This is a genomic window from Microbacterium sp. NPDC055312 (genome assembly GCF_053645675.1).
On the sequence record NZ_JBSHMU010000002.1, the window covers coordinates 552,069 to 568,721 of the forward strand.

The following is a 16,653-nucleotide window of genomic DNA, read 5'->3' on the forward strand; positions in this document are numbered from 1 at the left end:
ATGTCCCGCTCCGCATTCCGAGACAGCGCCGCACTGCGCGCGCCGTCCCCGCTGTTCGATCGCCCGGCCCCGCCGGCGGGCATCCTCTCGTCCAACACCGGCTTCCTGCGTGCGCTCGGTGCGATCAGCATCGTGCTGCTGCTCCTGCTGCCGTTCCTCGACGCGTCGCGGTACACCATGTCGATCGCGACGAGCGCGCTGATCTACATCATGCTGTGCATGGGGCTCAACGTCGTCGTCGGCTACGCCGGACTGCTTGACCTGGGCTACATCGCGTTCTTCGCCGTGGGCGCTTACACGTCCGGGATCTTCACCACGGTGCTCGGCTGGCCGATGTGGGCGGCCCTGCCGGCCACGGTTCTGGCGTGCATCATCGCCGGCATCATCATCGGCGCGCCCACCCTGCGCCTGCGCAGCGACTACCTCGCCATCGTCACGCTCGGCTTCGGCGAGATCATCCGCATCACGGCGAACAACCTCGACATCACCGGCGGACCCTCCGGCATCCACGGCATCCCCACCTGGCGCTTCGGCGACTGGAGCTTCGCCGACGGCTTCACCCTGTTCGGGCTGGAGTTCCCGCAGCGCGTGGTGTTCTACTACTTCGTCGCGGCCGTGGTCGTGCTCGTGGGCGTGATCGGCGCCGGGCGCCTCGCCCGCGGACGCCTCGGCCGGGCATGGAAGGCCGTGCGCGACGATGAGGATGCCGCTGAGGCGATGGGCATCAACACCTACATCGCGAAGATCATGGCATACATCATCGGCGCGGTCTGGGCCGGCGTCGCCGGGCAGCTCATGGCGACGCACCTGTCGGCGATCAGCCCGAACAGCTTCATGTTCCTGTACTCGGCGCTCATCCTCATGGCCGTCGTGCTCGGCGGCATGGGATCGACGCCCGGTGTGATCATCGGCGCGCTGTTCGTCTCGCTCGCCCCCGAGCTGCTGCGCGACTTCGCGGAATGGCGCTTCCTCATCTTCGGTGTGCTGCTGGTGGTGGTCATGCTGTTCCGCCCCTCCGGGCTGTGGCCGGCGACCGCGGTCCTGCCATGGCTGAAGAAGCGCAGGCCGGTACCTCCGGCGACGGCAGGGTTCATGGCGGTGCCGCCGCCGGCCGCCAACGAGGACCTCGAGACCGTGGAAGGCGAGGAGAGCCGATGAGCGCGCTGCTGGAGGTCAAGGACCTGCGCCTGCAGTTCGGCGGCGTGAAGGCCGTCGACGGGCTGAGCTTCTCGGTCGAGGCGGGGGAGATCCTCGCGGTGATCGGGCCCAACGGCGCCGGCAAGACCAGTGCGTTCAACTGCATCTCGGCGTTCTACCTGCCGACGTCGGGGTCGGTGGTCTTCGACGGCAACGACATCGTGCGGGAAGCGCCCGGGATCTTCCGCACCCTGCGTCTGGTCGACCTGCTGCAGAGCTTCGGCTTCTACCGGGTGCTGCCGTCGCGGGTGACGAAGTGGGGCATGGCGCGCACGTTCCAGAACCTGCGCCTGTTCCGCGAGCTCAGCGTGCTCGACAACATCAAGACGGCGATGCACGCCAACCTGCGCGAGGGGTTCTGGGCGACTCTGCTGCACACCCCCGGGTACCGGCGCGCCGAGCAGGAGTGCGCCGAGCAGGCGCGCGGATGGCTCGACTTCGTCGGCTTCACCGGCGACGAGAACCTCTACGTCACCCAGCTGCCCTACGGCGAGCAGCGCCGCGTCGAGATCGCCCGCGCGCTCGCCACCGGGCCGAAGCTGCTGCTGCTGGACGAGCCGGCAGCCGGGCTGAACTTCAACGAGAAGCAGGGGCTGATGCAGCTCATCCGCCGCATCCGCGACCTCGGCATCGCCGTCGTGCTCATCGAGCACGACATGGGCCTGATCATGGAGCTGGCCGAGCGCATCGTGGTGCTCAACTACGGCAAGGAGATCGCTGTGGGCACACCCGAGCAGATCAAGCACGATCCCGTGGTCATCGAGGCCTACCTCGGCGTCGAGGACGAGGCGCTCGACGAGACGAAGCTGCAGACCGGCACGGTGAACCTGTCGTCGCTCGACACCCCCGGCCGGACCCGGAAGGGAAAGCGGTCGTGAGCACGCTGAAGGTCGACGAGGCCGACGTCTACTACGGTCGTGTGCACGCCCTGCGCGGCCTGAGCTTCGAGGTTCAGGACGGCGAGATCGTGTGCCTGCTCGGCAACAACGGCGCCGGCAAGTCGACGACGATGAACATGCTCTCCGGGCTCGTGCGCCCGAAGTCGGGCACGGTGCGCTGGGGTGACATGGACCTCGCCACCGCGAAGCCGTGGGACATCGTCGCAGCCGGGCTCATCCACGTGCCGGAAGGCCGGCGCATCTTCTCGACGATGACCGTGCACGAGAACCTGCTGCTGGGCGGGTACACCGTGCGCGACGCGAAGCTCATCGCCCAGCGCGTCGATCAGGTGTACGCGCTGATGCCGCGCCTCGCCGAGCGGCGCCGCCAGCAGGGCGGCACGCTCTCGGGCGGCGAGCAGCAGATGGTCGCGATCGGACGCGCGATCATCGGCGGACCCAAGCTGCTGCTGCTCGACGAGCCGTCGATGGGACTCGCCCCGCTGGTGGTCAAGCAGGTCATGGAGACGATCCAGGCGGTGAACGCCCAGGGCACCACGGTGCTGCTGGTCGAGCAGAACGCCCGCGCGGCGCTGAAGATCGCCGACCGCGCGTACGTCGTCGAGAGCGGGCAGACCACCCTGTCGGGTCCGGCCGCGGAACTTGCGGCGGACGCCCGGGTGATCGACGCCTATCTCGGGGGCTGATAAGCATTGTGAGCATGTGACATTGCACTAAGCTGGTTGAGGAGGTGTGATCGATGCGGATCATCGTGATCGGAGCCGGCGCGGTTGGCGCCGCCTGCGCGCTGAGCCTGACCGAGGCCGGCGCCGAGGTGACGGTGCTCGACCGCACCGGGGTGGCCGGTGAGACTTCGAGTCGCTGTGAGGGCAACATCCTCGTCTCCGACAAGCAGCCGGGAGCCGAAGCGGTCATGGCCGTCGAGGCGAACCGCGCGTGGCGTGAGCTCTCGGCCCGTCTCGACGCGGAGCGCGTGCCCGGGCAGCCGGCCACCGAGTTCGAGGCGAAGGGCGGGATCGTCGTCGCCTTCGCCGAGGGCGCCCAGGCGCTGAAGGCCTTCGCTGCGGCGCAGCGCGAGATGGGCATCCGCGCCGAGGTGCTCGACGCACCGGCGCTGCGCGCCGCCGAGCCGCACCTCGCCCCCGAGATCGCCGTCGGCGTGCACTACCCCGACGACGCCCAGGTGCAGCCGAGCCTGGCCACCCAGGCGATGCTCGCCCGCGCCCGTCACCTCGGGGCGCAACTGCAGATCACCGAGGTCACCGGGGCCATCGTCGAGGCCGGGCGGGTGCGGGGTGTGCGCACCTCGACCGGCCGCATCGATGCGGATGCCGTGGTGAACTGCGCGGGTCCGTGGGCCGGTGAGATCGCCACGCTGTTCGGCGCCGCCCTCGACATCCGGCCGCGCCGCGGCACGATCCTGGTGACGACGGCGATGCCGCAGCGCATCTTCCACAAGGTGTACGACGCCGACTACGTGGGCGCGGTCGGATCGGCGGATGCCGCGCTGCAGACCTCGACGGTGGTCGAGTCGACCCCCGCCGGCACCGTGCTGATCGGCTCGAGCCGCGAGCGCGTCGGATTCTCGGAGGACGGACTGCTCGCGCCGCTCGCCGAGATCGCCGCGAAGGCCGCCAGGCTGTTCCCCTTCCTGCGCGACACGATGCTGCTGCGCACCTACTTCGGCTTCCGCCCGTACGCGCCCGACCACCTGCCTGCCATCGGCGCGGACGCGCGGGTGCAGGGACTGTTCCATGCCGCCGGGCACGAAGGCGCCGGCATCGGCCTGGCGCCCACGACCGGGGCGCTCATCGCGCACGCCGTGCTCGGCGCCTCCGCGCCGCTCGATCCGACGCCCTTCCTTCCCTCGCGCGCCACTCTGCAGGGAGCCGCGGCATGACCGTACAGATCCGATTCGACGGGGAGTCGCTCGAAGGACGCGACGGCCAGAGCATCGCAGGCGTGCTGCTTGCGCACGGGCACCGCACCTGGCGCACCGCCGAGGGCGGCGAACGCGGCATCTTCTGCGGCATCGGCGTCTGCCAGGACTGCGTGCTCACCGTCAACGGCGTCGAGGGCGTCCGCGCCTGTCAGCGCACCGCCTGCGACGGCGACGTGATCGAGAGGGAGATTCGCGCATGAGCGCCAGCGCACCCCTGGTGATGGTCATCGGTGCCGGCCCAGCCGGTCTGGCAGCAGCGGCCGCCGCCGCGGATGCCGGCGCCGACGTGGTGATCGTCGACGAGGGCGAGCGCGTGGGCGGCCAGTTCTGGCGTCATCATCCCACCCTCACCGACCAGCGCCTCCAGCACCAACGCCGTCGCTTCACCGATCTGCGTGATCGCCTGCGCGATGTTCGGGTGATCTCGTCGGCGAGCGTGTGGCGGGTCGAGGCGGGCCCGCCGCTGCGCGCGCACGTGCTGATCGGTCCCGCCGACGCCGCCGACCGCCGCGCGGAGACCATCGAGGCGGATGCCGTGGTCGTCGCCACCGGCGCGCACGATCGCGTCCTGCCCGTGCCGGGGTGGACGCTTCCCGGCGTCACCTCCGCCGGCGCCGCACAGGCGCTGGCCAAGCGCGACGGGCTCGCACCCGGCGTGCGCACCGTGGTCGCCGGCGCCGGTCCGTTCCTGCTGCCGGTCGCGCAGAGCGTGGCACTGATGGGCGGGCAGGTCGCCGAGGTCGTCGAGGCGACCTCGACCGGCCGGATGCTGCGCGGTTGGGGCGCCCGCGCGTGGGAGCTCACCGCCGCCGTCGGCAAGGCCGGAGAACTCGGCTCGTACCTGCTCTCGCTGGCGCGGCACCGCACCCCGTACCGCTTCGGCAGCGCGGTCACGCGCATCCACGGCACCGCCGGAGTGGAAGCGGTCACCGTGCAGCGGATCGATGCCGACTGGCATCCGATCGCCGGAACCGAGCGGATCATCGAGTGCGACTCGGTCGCCCTCGGGCACGGATTCACGCCGCGGCTCGAGGCGGCCATCCAGTTCGGCTGCGAGATCGGCTCCGACCGCTTCGTGCAGGTCGGCGACGACCAGGGCACCAGCGTCGCCGGTGTGTACGCCGCGGGCGAGATCACCGGGATCGGCGGCGCGGATGCCGCGCTCGCCGAGGGGGAGATCGCCGGTCTGGCCGCCGCGGGAGTGCCCGAAACGGACCCCCGCTGGAGGGCTCCGCTGGCCGCCCGGCGACGGATGCGCGCGTTCGCCGCGCGCCTGGACGTGCACCGCATCGGCCGGGGGTGGCCGACATGGCTCGAGGACGACACGATCATCTGTCGCTGCGAGAGTGTGCCCAAGGCGCGGATCGACGAGTATTCGTCCGCCTCGTCGCGCGCCATGCGCCTGTCCACCCGCGCCGCGCTCGGCGGCTGTCAGGGCCGTACCTGCGGCCGCAGCGTGGAGGACGTGCTCGGCACGAGCTTCGGCGTCGACCGGCGCCCGGTGCTCTCGTCGGTGCGCATCGGCGAGCTCGCCGCCCTCGCCGGCTCGGACGCCACGCGGTCTGGCACGGATGACGCGGCGTCGGCATCCGTGCCCCGCGGGTGAGTTCGAGCGACGACACGGTCTCGAGCGTTGTGTAGCGTGTAACATGTTACACGCCAGTACGCGACGAAGGAGACGCAATGAGCAGCACCGCAACAGAGAACCCGATCGACTCACCCGCTCCCGCCGACGCACGTCGAGTCCGCAAGGTGATGACGTCGTCGGCGATAGGACACTTCGTCGAATGGTTCGACTTCGCGGTGTACGCGTACGCGGCGCCCGTGATCGCCGTGCTCTTCTTTCCGAAGACCGATGCGGCCGCGGCGCTCATGGCGGTGTTCGCCATCTACGCGGTCGGATTCGTCGCGCGCCCCATCGGCGCGTTCCTTCTCGGCTACCTCGGCGACCGGCTCGGCCGCAAGCGCGTGCTGGCCGGGGTGATCCTCGTCATGGGCATCTCCACCACCTTGATCGGCCTGCTGCCGACGTATGCGGCGATCGGCGTCGCGGCACCGGTGCTGCTGGTCGTGCTCCGCATGGTGCAGGGACTCTCGGCCGCCGGCGAGACCATCGGCTCGAACTCGTTCGTCGCCGAGCACTCGCCGACGGCGCGTCGTGGCTTCAACGTCGGCATGGTCTACACGTGGTCGAACCTGCCGCCGGTCATCGCCGCCCTGCTTGTGCTGGCCCTCACCACCGTCCTCTCGCCCGATGCGTACCAGGCGTGGGGGTGGCGGGTGCCCTTCCTGCTGGGTGCGCCGCTGGCCGTCGTCGGTCTGTACATCCGCACGCGAGTCGACGAGTCGCCCGCGTTCGTCGAGATGCGCGAGAACCGACAGGTGGAGTCGGCGCCGATTCGCACCGTTTTCCGTGAGCAGTGGCGCAACATGCTCGTCTGCTTCAGCATCGCCGCTGTCGCCAGCCTGGGCTACTACTCGCTGACGGGCTACTTCTTCTCGTACATGACGGTGACGATCGGGCTCGAGTCGTCGGCCGCCCTGATCTCGAACAGCATCGCCCTGCTCATCACCTTCTTCACCGTGCCTGTCGCCGCCCTCGTGTCGGACCGCATCGGGCGCCGGCGCATGCTGCTGATCGCCGGACTGTTCGGTGCGATCGTCGCCGTGCCGGCGTACCTGCTCGTCGGCGTCGGCACGCTCGGCGCGGCGATCATCAGTCAGGGGCTGCTCGGCCTCGCCCTCGGACTGTTCTTCGGCCCCGCCGGCCCCGCGTTCGTCGAACTCTTCCCGGCCCGAGTGCGCTACACGGGTGCATCGATCAGCTACAACCTGGCTTTCACGATCTTCGGCGGCACGGCACCGCTGCTCGCGACCTGGCTGATCGGCGTGACCGGTTCCACCGTCGCGCCCGCCTGGTACGTCGTGATCATCACGGTGCTGGCGCTGCTTGTGGTCGTCACGATGCCCGAGACTCGTCACCGTTCGATGCGCGACTGAGAAGATGCGCGACTGAGAAGATGAACCCGACCCACTCGCGTCTGACCACTGGTCTCACGCCGCCCGATCTCGTAGGAGGAATCTGATGCGCGCCCGTCGAACGATCCAGGCCGTCGACTCGCACACCGAGGGGATGCCGACACGCGTCGTCACCGGCGGGGTGGGACGCATCCCCGGCACGACGATGAACGACCGCCGCCTGTACGCGATGGAGCACCTCGACGGGCTGCGCGGCTTTCTCATGAATGAGCCGCGCGGTCACGCCGCCATGTCCGGTGTGCTGCTGCAGCCGCCGGCGCGGGACGACGCCGACTGGGGCATCGTCTTCATCGAGGCATCCGGATTCCTGCCGATGTGCGGCCACGGCACGATCGGCGCGGCAACCGTGCTCGTCGAGACGGGCATGGTCGAGGTGACCGAACCGGTCACCGAGATCCGTCTCGACGTGCCGGCAGGACTCGTCATCGCGCGGGTGCGCGTGGAAGACGGCCGAGCCGTCGACGTCACCATCGAGAACGTGCCGAGCTTCGTCGACCGTCTCGACGAGCGCATCGACGTGCCCGGCGTCGGAGAGATCAGCTACTCGGTCGCCTTCGGCGGCAACTACTACGCGCTCGTCGAGCTCGAGCAGGTGGGGCTGCCCTTCGACCGCGCCCGGCAGGACGACATCCTCGCCGCGGGCCTCGCGATCATGGACGCGATCAACACTCAGGCCCCGCCCGTGCATCCGGTGCTCGAGGGGGCGAACCACGTGCACCACGTCGAGTTCATCGCCCCCGGCTCGGATGCCGTGCGATCCCGTCATGCGATGGCGATCCACCCGGGCTGGTTCGACCGCTCGCCGTGCGGCACGGGAACGAGCGCGCGGATGGCCGAACTGCACGCCCGCGGGGAGCTCGCCCTGCACACTCCGTTCGTGAACGAGTCGTTCATCGGCACCGAGTTCACCGGCACGCTGGTGGCCGAGACGCGCGTGGGCGACCGCCCCGCCGTGGTCCCTACGATCACCGGACGCGCGTGGGTGACCGGACTCGGGCAGTACCTGCTCGACCCGGACGACCCGTTCCCCGAGGGATTCGTGTTCTGACCCGCACACCGAACCCCACTTCGACAGCACAGATAGACAGACATCGAAACGAGGAGAGAACAGTGACAGAGAAGCCCATCGACGCCGTCGCCGCCGCCGCGGCCGCCGCCGCCCGCCCGTTCGCCCGCACCAGCCCCCGCGAGCGCGGTGCGGCCCTGGTCGCGGTCGCCGAGGCGCTCGAGGCCGCAGCGCCCGAACTCATCGAGATCGCGATGCGCGAGACCGGCCTCACCGAGGCGCGGCTGGCCGGTGAACTGCGGCGCACCGCCTGGCAGCTGCGGCTGTTCGCCGACACGATCGTCGAAGGCGGATACCTCGACGTGCGCATCGACGCCGCCGACCCCGAGTACGTCATCGGTCCGCGCCCGGATCTGCGCCGGATGCTGGAGCCGGTCGGCCCGGTGCTGAACTTCGCCGCATCGAACTTCCCGTTCGCGTTCTCGGTCGCGGGCGGCGACTCGGCCGCCGGACTCGCGGCGGGATGCCCCGTGGTGGTGAAGGCGCATTCCGGGCATCCGGAGCTGTCGCGGCGCACCGCCGAGATCGTTGCCGCGGCCCTCGAGGGCGCAGGGATGCCCGAGGGGACCTTCCAGCTGATCAGCGGGCAGGAGAACGGCGTCGCCCTGCTGAAAGACGAGCGCATCCGTGCCGGGGCGTTCACCGGTTCGACGTACGTCGGCCGGATGCTGGCCGACATCGCGGCATCCCGACCCGTGCCGATCCCGTTCTTCGGCGAGCTGGGCAGCGTGAACCCGGTCTATGCGACGTACGCCGACTCCGAGCTGCTCGAGGCGTTCGTGGCCTCGGTGTCGGGCTCGGCCGGCCAGCTGTGCACCAAGCCCGGGTTCCTGTTCGTCCCGGAGGGGGCCGACCTCAGCGCGGTGACCGACGCCGCGGGCTCCGTCGACGAGCACCGGCTGCTGAACCCCGGCATCGGCCGCGCCTTCTCGCAGCGTCGCGACGACGTGCTGGGCGCCGACGGGGTCACCGTGCTGGCACGGGGCGAGGTGCGCACGGACGACGCGGGGCAGGCCTACGCGACCCCGACCGTGGTGACCGTCGACGTCGACACCCTGATGGGCAACCGCGACGCGCTGCTCGAGGAGTCGTTCGGGCCGCTCTCGGTGATCGTGCAGTACCGCGACCGTGATGCGCTGCCGCAGCTGCACGTCGAGCTGTTCCCCGGCAACCTCACCTCGACCGTGCACGCACGCCCGGACGAGCTCGCCGACGGATCCCTCGCCCCGCTCGTCGACGCGCTCGCGCAGACCAGCGGACGCGTGCTGTTCGGCGGCTGGCCCACCGGCGTCTCGGTCACTCCGGCGATGCAGCACGGCGGCCCGTACCCGGCGACCACGATGGATGCCACCAGCGTCGGCACCGCCGCGATCACCCGCTTCCTGCGCGGCGTGGCCTACCAGGGCGCTCCGCAGCAGCTGCTGCCCGCGCCGCTGCGCGACGACAACCCGTGGAACGTGCCGCAGCAGCGCAGCGAGGCCGGTCGCTCGCACGAGTGGGGATCGTTCGCCCGCTGAGTTCATTCCGTGGACCGCTTGACACCGCCCCTCGCCGTTCGCGGTGAGGGGCGGTGGCGTCGTCGAGACCCGGGAGGACTAGACGGTTAGAGTCTTCTCGTCGAAGCCAACCCCACGCGCGCGCCACGCGGGTGCCAGACGATGGATCCGCTCACGGAAATCGTCGAGACCGGAGGCCGGTGCCGGCGTGGACCAGGCGACCTCGGCGACCGCCGCCAGCCGCGGAAGGAGAAGCTGATCGAGTTCGGCGGCCGTCGCGACGAACTCTGTCCACAGCGCAGCCTCCACTCCCACGATGCTGTCATCGCCCACGCCGTCTACTTCGCCGGCGGGATCCCATAGGAGGCTGTCCGCGAGAGTGAGCGGATCCAATCGCCCGAACCACAGCGTCCCGTTGGGGAACGACTCATAGGGTTTGACGTCCAGATAAGCCCGGTCGGCCGGTGACATGATGATGCGCCCCCCTCTCGCGACGAAGTCGCGGACACGGGGCGTATTGCGATCGGCCTCACGCAGCGGCCCCCAGTACTGGACGATCGCAGAGGTCGCCAGCTCGCCACCCCCCGCCGCCTCTTGCCATCCGATCGGAGTCTTCCCCTTCGACAGTACGACTTCGGCGGCGAAGGTCATGAACCTGGTGTACTCGTCGTGCGAGGTCTCGAAGCACTCGTCGCCGCCGATATGGACGAGCGGGCCCGGGGTGATGCGGCACAGATGGGTGAGCACGTCCCTCGCGAATTCAAAGCATGCGGGGTCTGCCAGATTCAGCCCGGAGAACCCGACGCGCTGACCGAAGTAGGGCTCAGGCAGCATGCCCTCAGGCGCAAGGTGCGGGTATGCGACCAGCGCCGCGTTCACGTGCCCTGGCATATCGATTTCAGGGATGACGTCGACGAAGCGGTCCGCCGCATAGGTGACGATGCGCTGCCAGTCCGAGAGAGTGTAGAAGCCGCCCGGGCGCCCTTCGACGCTGTAGCGCCCTCCGACCTCGGTCAGCAGCGGCCAGTTCGGCACTTCGATCCGCCAGCCCTGGTCGTCGGTGAGATGCAGATGCAGCCGGTTGAGCTTGAACATCGCCATCCGGTCGATGACACCCAGAACCTCGTCGACCGTGAGGAACTGGCGCGCGACGTCGAGGACCAGGCCTCTGTGGGGGTAACGGGGCGCATCCTCGACGAGGATCGCGCCCGTCTCGCCCGCTGCGACGATCTGCACCAGGGTGAGTGCGCCGTAGAAGAATCCCTGTGGGCTGGAGGAGGAGATGACGGCGTGATGCGCGTCGACCTCCAGCCGGTACGCCTCCGGCGTTTCGATCGTCTCGTCCAGGTGAAGATGAACCGTCGAATCGGAAGCCGCGTCTGCGGGGGTGTCCCTGAACAGCAGCTTGATCCGGGCTGCGACGTCCTCCAGTCCCGGTTCGGCGGTCACCGAGGTGAGAGGGCTGACGGTGAACCGCCCATCGTTACGGCGGACATGGAACTTGGTGGGTCGAGGGAGCATCTTCGCCCCTTTCTTCAGTCCGCAGAGCGGCGCTTGCTAATTGTACGGTTGCCGTCCATACTAATCACATTCAGTGTGGAACAGAGGAATCATGAGCAACGATCAGCGCCCCCTGCATCTCAGGGCAAAGCTTCCCCCGTCAGGACGTTCGATCGTGCTGACGACCCTCTTCCGCGAGGGGCCGATCTCCCGAGCGAACCTGGCGCGGATGATCAACATGACGCGCGGCTCCGTCTCCGAGCTCACGCGCGCCCTGATCGGCGAAGGGCTCGTCCGAGAGAAGGGGCCTGCCGCTTCGAGCGGGAGTGTCGGCAAGCCCTCCACCCTGATCGAGATCGACTCGGACGGCCACGTCATCGTCGCCGCGGACATCGCCACCGGGCACTCCAGTCGAGTCACGCTGCTTCGCGGTGGCGCTTACACGCTGTTCGGCACTCCGGTGTTCGAAACAGTCCACAGGTCGGTGGAAACCCGCGGGGAAGGTCTGGCCGAGGAGGTGATCGCCTTCGTGCGTCAGCTGATCTCCGACTCCCCGCTTCCCGCGCTCGCGGTCGGCATCGCGACCCCCGGAATCGTCGACTCCGACAACGAGGCGGTCATCAGATCTGTCAACCTCGGTTGGGAAGACGTCCCGCTGGCGCAGCGGGTGTCGGCCGCTGTGAACCTGCCCGCGCACATCGTGAACGAGAACAACTCCACCGCTCTCGGCGAGTACATGTTCGGCGCCGCGGACGGCGAGAACATCCTGTGCATGACCGCGGGCGAAAGCGCCGGTGCCGGTCTCATCGTGGAGGGCCGGTTGGTCACGGGAGGCGCCTTCGCCGCCGGAGAGATAGCTCACCAGTCGATCGACCCGGACGGAGAGCGGTGCTGGTGTGGGCGGAGGGGTTGCCTGGAGAGCCTCTTCAACACCCGCAACCTCACGGCTGTGAGCCTGTTGCCTGAGACCGAACGGAACGCAGAGTTGGAGCGCATCGGAGCCTGCATCGGCTCGGCCTTCAGCGCCGTCGTCGGCGTCGTGAACCCTGATCGATGGGTGTTCTGTTCCGACGACGGACTGCTCGACGAAGCGTTCCTCCGGGGAGTCCGCGGCGGTCTCGACAAGGCCGCGCGATCATCCCACGTGGAGATTATCTTGCACAGCACCGCTGCGAATCTCGCGGCGCGTGGGGCTGTCGTCGTCGCTTTGCAGCGAGCGGTCGGGATCCTGTGAGCACCTCTCAGACGGCTCCAATGCGACGCCGGCACCGGATCGGATTGAGAGTGCCCTGGTGGTACGTCCTCCCGGCGCTTTCCCTCTACCTGTTCGTCGAGACCGTGCCATCCATGAAGGGAGCGCTGTACTCCTTCACCGACTGGGACGGTTTCAGTTCCGAGTTCTCTTTCATCGGTTTGAAGAACTACGTCGATGTCTTCAGCAACGGCAGTGCTCTGGGTGGGCTCATCAACACCGTGGTACTTGCGGTCGGCGTGACGCTCGTGCAGAACATCTGCGGACTCGGCCTCGCTGTGGCTATCGATTCGAAGATCAAGTCGCGCAACGTTCTCACCGTCGTCTTCTTCACACCGGTCGTACTGACTCCCTTGGTCAGCGGGTATGTGTGGGGGTACCTACTCTCTCCCAACGGCACGGTGAACTCCCTCCTGGAATCCATCGGGCTGGGATGGATGCAGCGAACGTGGCTGGGCGATCCCGACACCGCGCTCTTGTGCATCGGCATAGCCATCGTGTGGCAGTTCTCCGGCTACTCCATGGTGATCTATCTTGCGGGCTTGCGAGCCGTGCCCGCGGAGCTGAAGGAGGCCGCTCAACTCGACGGAGCAGGAGCCTGGCGACGGTTCTGGGCCGTGACCTTTCCGCTCATCAACGGTGCGCTCGTCATCAACTTCGTGCTCACGCTCATCGGCACCCTCGGACAGTTCGACCAGGTGATGGCCATGACCGGCGGGGGCCCGGGTGGCGCCACCGAGACGATCTCCACCGTGATCTACAAGGAGGGGATGGTGCAAGGCCGATACGCCTACGCCGTAGCGCTGGCCGTGTTGATGGCGCTCCTCGTCGCCGTGCTGGCCTTCATCCAGTACCGCCTGCTCAATCGGCAGGTGACGCGATGAGAAAGGTGCGTCTGTGGTCTCTTGAGGTCGGCATGGTGCTGTGCGGCCTGTTCTTCGTGCTGCCGCTGCTCGTGATGATCAACATCGCGCTGAAAGACCCGAAGCAGAAGATGGACGCTCTTCTGCCGGCGTGGCCGCCCACGGGGATGAACATCGCAGAGGCATGGACCTCGTCGCCGTTGGCGGCGTCGATGGCGAACAGCGCCATCGTCACGGTCTCGTCGGTTCTGCTGGTGAACGCCCTCGGCATCCTTGCGGCGTATCCGCTCGCTCGCGGTACCCGCAGATGGTCAACGCCCGTTTACTACCTCTTCCTCGCCGGTCTGCTCATCCCGGGGCAGCTGAGCCTGCTGCCGCTCTACCAGACGATGCGCGACCTCGGTCTGCTCGGGTCGCTCCTCGGCGTGATCCTGGTGCACGTGGGAGGTCAGCTTCCCTTCGCCGTCTTCCTCTTCGTGACTTTCCTCCGGGATCTGCCGCCGGACTACGAAGAGGCGTCCACGATCGACGGCTGCACTTCGTGGGGAACATTGACCCGGATCGTCGCGCCGCTCATGCGTGCGGTGATCGGCACGGTGAGTATCCTCACGGCCGTCTCCACCTGGAACTCCTTCCTGATGCCGCTGCTCTACCTCGCAGGCAGCGGAAACGAGACGACCCCGGTCGCGTTGAGCACTTTCGTGGGTCGCGAAAGCACCAACTACCCCGCGATCTTCGGGGGGATCCTCATCACGATCATCCCTCTGCTGGTCGCCTACTTCGCCATGCAGAAGTCCGTCATCCAGGGATTCGCCTCGGGTGTCAAGGGATAGCGCACCACAAGGGTGCGCAGAAAGAGAGACGAACATGTCAAAGAAGACCGTGCTCAGCGCTGTCACCTTCCCCGTGGCGGCGGCGCTGCTGCTGGTCGGCTGCTCGACGGCGGCGGCGCCGCCGTCGACGGCGGGCGAGGAGAGCGGAGGCAAGCTGACCCTTGCGATCGACAACCCGGCGCTTCTTGAGCCCGTGGTCGCGGAATTCACCAAGAAGTATCCGGAGATCGATGCTGAAGTGCTGCCGATCGGAAGCAACGGGTATACCCAGGTCCTGCAAACCCAGCTCGCCAGCGGCACAGCCCCGGACGTGTTCATGGTGTATCCCGGCACGGGAGAGCCGCTGACCAACCAGAAGCTCGGCGAGCGCGGTCTGCTCAAGCCCCTCAAGGGGGACTGGATCGAGAAGCTGGGGGCAGCCAACCTCTCCCTGCTGGAGTACGACGGCGAAGTCAATGCCATCCCCGGCACGCTCGCGTCGATCGGCATCACCTACAACGACCAGGCGCTCGCCGCGATAGGCGCGAAGCCTGCTGAGTCGTTCGACGAGGTGCTTGCGCTCTGCGACGCTGCCTCTGCCTCCGGGACGGCCTTGTTCTCTGCAGGTCAGAAAGATGCCTGGGTCGGACAGATCGTGCCGTGGGCGATTGCCGTGCCGATGATCTACGGGCCGAACCCGGACTTCAGCAGCGACCTCGTCTCCGGCGACACCTCCTTCGCCAAGGGTGGATGGGAGCAGGTGTTCGACAGAGTCGACGAGCTGATCACCCGTAAGTGCTTCAACGAAGGAGCCGTCGGAACGGGGTGGACCGATGCGCAGAAACTGCTCGCAGACGGCGAGGTGCTCGCCACCGTCAACTACGGCGTCAGCAAGTCCCTGGCGGACATGACGCCGGATGGCACGACGTACACGTACACGGCTTTCCCGGCCGGCGAGAAGGGCGACCCGGCCTACATGCCGATCGCCCCGTCGAAGGGATTCGCGATCAACGCCAAGGCCAAGAACCCGGATGCCGCAGAGAAGTTCATCGAGTTCATGGCGACAGACGAGGGGCAGACGGCCTTCGCCAATGCCTCCGGTCTGGCGCCCGCGCTCGACGCGCCGAGTTTTGAGCCCGACGCAGCCAGCGCCTACATGCTCGACGTCTACACGCAGGATCTCGGTCGTCCGTACCCGCACCTCTTCTGGCCGAACGGCGCCACCATCGAGGCGCTGTACAACGGCATGCAGAACCTCTACATCGACAAGACCAGGCCCTCTGAGATCGTCTCGTCTCTCGACGCCGCGTTTGCTGGCTGACCGGTCTCCCAGAGAGAAGAGATGATGAGCAGTTTCAGCTTTGGCCTGGTCGGTGCGGGACAGTTCGGAAGACAGTTCGGCAAGCTCTTCGCCGCGCATCCCGGCGTCAGCGGGGTTCGGATCACGGATGCGATCCCCGAGCGCGCGCAGGAGGTCTGCGACTCCTCGGGTGCCGAGTTCGTCGAGTCGTTCGACCGGCTGCTGGAGTCCGACGTCGATGCTGTCGGGATCTTCACGCAGCGCTGGACTCACGGCCAGATGGCGATCCGGGCACTGCGGGCAGGGAAACACGTGTTCTCTGCCGTGCCCATGGCGATCGATCTCGCTGAGATCGAGGAGATCGTGCACCTGGTCCGTGAGACTGGCCAGACGTACATGATGGCCGAGACGAGCTACTACAACCCGGCCACGGTTTACGTCCGTCGGCTTATGCGCGAGGGTCACCTGGGAGAGGTCTTCTACGCGGAAGGCGACTACGTCCACGACATGGACCTCGGGTTCTACGATGCCTACCGGTACAGCGGCGGAGACGGGTGGCGTGAGACGGCGAGCTTCCCGCCGATGCTGTACCCGACCCATTCGATCGGCGGGGTGCTTGGCGCCCTGCCCCGTCATGCGGTGAGTGTGAGCTGCATCGGGGTCGCCGACCCAGGGCTCGACGACGTGTTCGATCGCTCGGTGAGCGCATTCGACAATGATGTGTCCAATGCGGTGGCGCTGTTCGAGCTCGACAACGGCGGCGCGATGCGGACGAGCGAGCTGCGCAGGGTCGGGTACCCGGCGCATCTGCGCGAGTCACGCTTTCGGTTCTTCGGACACGAGCGTAGCTTCGAGCAGATCGCGACGACGAGCCTGCTTCAGGACAAGCACAGCGCGACGGACGTCTCGGCGCTGCTCGAGACAGCACCGACGATGGACCTGAACGACCCTCGGCTCGCAGAAGTGTCGGAGTCGCTACGTGATGCCTTCGTGTCGGGCACAGCTCAGGTGCACCAGGTGGCCCGCTTGCCGCAGGAGTTCCATGGACTCCCCAACGGGCACTCCGGCAGTCACCAGTTCCTCGTCGACGACTTCGTGAAGGCGATGAACGCCGGCGCGCACCCTGCCGTGAACGCTTGGGTCGCAGCACGGTTCACTGCCCCGGGAATCGTGGCTCATCAATCATCGCGTCAGAACGGCGAGCGCCTCGCGATCCCCGACCACGGCGATTGTCCCTTTCCCGTTCGAGACGAAGACGCAGAGGTCACGACATGAGGGGGAGGGGGC

General features: G+C 67.9%; 15 protein-coding genes. 14 read left to right on the forward strand and 1 reads right to left on the reverse strand.

Going from position 1 to position 16,653, the window contains the following annotated elements; translation table 11 throughout:
• The 9 genes from ACWIDW_RS07015 to ACWIDW_RS07055 all read left to right on the forward strand — a co-directional run bounded on the left by ACWIDW_RS07015 (window position 1) and on the right by ACWIDW_RS07055 (window position 9,660).
• On the forward strand, window positions 1-1,158 hold the full coding sequence (locus tag ACWIDW_RS07015; protein ID WP_454124067.1) for a branched-chain amino acid ABC transporter permease: 1,158 nt from the start codon (window positions 1-3) through the stop codon (window positions 1,156-1,158).
• On the forward strand, window positions 1,155-2,075 hold the full coding sequence (locus tag ACWIDW_RS07020; protein WP_191712710.1) for an ABC transporter ATP-binding protein: 921 nt from the start codon (window positions 1,155-1,157) through the stop codon (window positions 2,073-2,075). Before ACWIDW_RS07015 ends, ACWIDW_RS07020 begins: the two co-directional genes overlap by 4 nt.
• Window positions 2,072-2,782 carry an ABC transporter ATP-binding protein gene (locus ACWIDW_RS07025; RefSeq protein ID WP_191712711.1) on the forward strand — a complete coding sequence of 237 codons (711 nt, stop codon included), beginning with the start codon at window positions 2,072-2,074 and terminating at the stop codon, window positions 2,780-2,782. Before ACWIDW_RS07020 ends, ACWIDW_RS07025 begins: the two co-directional genes overlap by 4 nt.
• A 53-nt stretch (window positions 2,783-2,835) precedes the next feature.
• Complete coding sequence (locus ACWIDW_RS07030) at window positions 2,836-3,996, forward strand: NAD(P)/FAD-dependent oxidoreductase (protein WP_454124069.1); 1,161 nt, start codon at window positions 2,836-2,838, stop codon at window positions 3,994-3,996.
• Complete coding sequence (locus ACWIDW_RS07035; RefSeq protein ID WP_271639402.1) at window positions 3,993-4,238, forward strand: (2Fe-2S)-binding protein; 246 nt, start codon at window positions 3,993-3,995, stop codon at window positions 4,236-4,238. Before ACWIDW_RS07030 ends, ACWIDW_RS07035 begins: the two co-directional genes overlap by 4 nt.
• Window positions 4,235-5,644 carry an FAD-dependent oxidoreductase gene (locus ACWIDW_RS07040; protein WP_454124071.1) on the forward strand — a complete coding sequence of 470 codons (1,410 nt, stop codon included), beginning with the start codon at window positions 4,235-4,237 and terminating at the stop codon, window positions 5,642-5,644. The genes ACWIDW_RS07035 and ACWIDW_RS07040 overlap by 4 nt, the downstream gene beginning before the upstream one ends.
• A 77-nt stretch (window positions 5,645-5,721) precedes the next feature.
• Window positions 5,722-7,038, forward strand: a complete 1,317-nt coding sequence (locus ACWIDW_RS07045; RefSeq protein ID WP_454124073.1) for an MFS transporter — start codon at window positions 5,722-5,724, stop codon at window positions 7,036-7,038.
• 85 nt (window positions 7,039-7,123) lie between these two features.
• Complete coding sequence (locus ACWIDW_RS07050) at window positions 7,124-8,125, forward strand: proline racemase family protein (protein ID WP_454124075.1); 1,002 nt, start codon at window positions 7,124-7,126, stop codon at window positions 8,123-8,125.
• 62 nt (window positions 8,126-8,187) lie between these two features.
• The gene (locus ACWIDW_RS07055) at window positions 8,188-9,660 is read left to right on the forward strand and encodes an aldehyde dehydrogenase (NADP(+)) (protein WP_454124077.1); all 1,473 of its coding nucleotides are present in this window, start codon (window positions 8,188-8,190) and stop codon (window positions 9,658-9,660) included.
• 78 nt (window positions 9,661-9,738) lie between these two features.
• Here the strand turns inward: ACWIDW_RS07055 and ACWIDW_RS07060 are convergent, their stop codons facing one another.
• Window positions 9,739-11,160 carry a family 20 glycosylhydrolase gene (locus ACWIDW_RS07060; RefSeq protein WP_454124079.1) on the reverse strand — a complete coding sequence of 474 codons (1,422 nt, stop codon included), beginning with the start codon at window positions 11,158-11,160 and terminating at the stop codon, window positions 9,739-9,741.
• A gap of 91 nt (window positions 11,161-11,251) precedes the next feature.
• On the opposite strand from ACWIDW_RS07060, the gene ACWIDW_RS07065 reads away from it, so the two are divergent.
• From ACWIDW_RS07065 to ACWIDW_RS07085, 5 genes are all read left to right on the forward strand, one after another.
• Window positions 11,252-12,373, forward strand: coding sequence for an ROK family transcriptional regulator (locus ACWIDW_RS07065; RefSeq protein WP_454124081.1), 1,122 nt, complete (start codon window positions 11,252-11,254; stop codon window positions 12,371-12,373).
• 50 nt (window positions 12,374-12,423) lie between these two features.
• The gene (locus ACWIDW_RS07070) at window positions 12,424-13,275 is read left to right on the forward strand and encodes a carbohydrate ABC transporter permease (protein WP_454124083.1); all 852 of its coding nucleotides are present in this window, start codon (window positions 12,424-12,426) and stop codon (window positions 13,273-13,275) included.
• Window positions 13,272-14,087, forward strand: a complete 816-nt coding sequence (locus ACWIDW_RS07075; protein ID WP_454124085.1) for a carbohydrate ABC transporter permease — start codon at window positions 13,272-13,274, stop codon at window positions 14,085-14,087. The genes ACWIDW_RS07070 and ACWIDW_RS07075 overlap by 4 nt, the downstream gene beginning before the upstream one ends.
• A gap of 73 nt (window positions 14,088-14,160) precedes the next feature.
• Window positions 14,161-15,387 (forward strand): ABC transporter substrate-binding protein, encoded by a 1,227-nt coding sequence (locus ACWIDW_RS07080; protein WP_454124087.1) that lies wholly within the window; start codon window positions 14,161-14,163, stop codon window positions 15,385-15,387.
• 24 nt (window positions 15,388-15,411) lie between these two features.
• On the forward strand, window positions 15,412-16,641 hold the full coding sequence (locus ACWIDW_RS07085; RefSeq protein WP_454124088.1) for a Gfo/Idh/MocA family protein: 1,230 nt from the start codon (window positions 15,412-15,414) through the stop codon (window positions 16,639-16,641).
• Window positions 16,642-16,653 lie beyond the last annotated feature (12 nt).

Bases quoted from the DNA above. Each gene is read 5' to 3' on its own strand.
- ACWIDW_RS07030 (WP_454124069.1), top strand. From the start codon at position 2,836: ATGCGGATCATCGTGATCGGAGCCGGCGCGGTTGGCGCCGCCTGCGCG.
- ACWIDW_RS07085 (WP_454124088.1), top strand. From the start codon at position 15,412: ATGAGCAGTTTCAGCTTTGGCCTGGTCGGTGCGGGACAGTTCGGAAGA.
- ACWIDW_RS07040 (WP_454124071.1), top strand. From the start codon at position 4,235: ATGAGCGCCAGCGCACCCCTGGTGATGGTCATCGGTGCCGGCCCAGCC.
- ACWIDW_RS07020 (WP_191712710.1), top strand. From the start codon at position 1,155: ATGAGCGCGCTGCTGGAGGTCAAGGACCTGCGCCTGCAGTTCGGCGGC.
- ACWIDW_RS07060 (WP_454124079.1), bottom strand. From the start codon at position 11,160: ATGCTCCCTCGACCCACCAAGTTCCATGTCCGCCGTAACGATGGGCGG.
- ACWIDW_RS07075 (WP_454124085.1), top strand. From the start codon at position 13,272: ATGAGAAAGGTGCGTCTGTGGTCTCTTGAGGTCGGCATGGTGCTGTGC.
- ACWIDW_RS07065 (WP_454124081.1), top strand. From the start codon at position 11,252: ATGAGCAACGATCAGCGCCCCCTGCATCTCAGGGCAAAGCTTCCCCCG.
- ACWIDW_RS07045 (WP_454124073.1), top strand. From the start codon at position 5,722: ATGAGCAGCACCGCAACAGAGAACCCGATCGACTCACCCGCTCCCGCC.
- ACWIDW_RS07050 (WP_454124075.1), top strand. From the start codon at position 7,124: ATGCGCGCCCGTCGAACGATCCAGGCCGTCGACTCGCACACCGAGGGG.
- ACWIDW_RS07035 (WP_271639402.1), top strand. From the start codon at position 3,993: ATGACCGTACAGATCCGATTCGACGGGGAGTCGCTCGAAGGACGCGAC.
- ACWIDW_RS07015 (WP_454124067.1), top strand. From the start codon at position 1: ATGTCCCGCTCCGCATTCCGAGACAGCGCCGCACTGCGCGCGCCGTCC.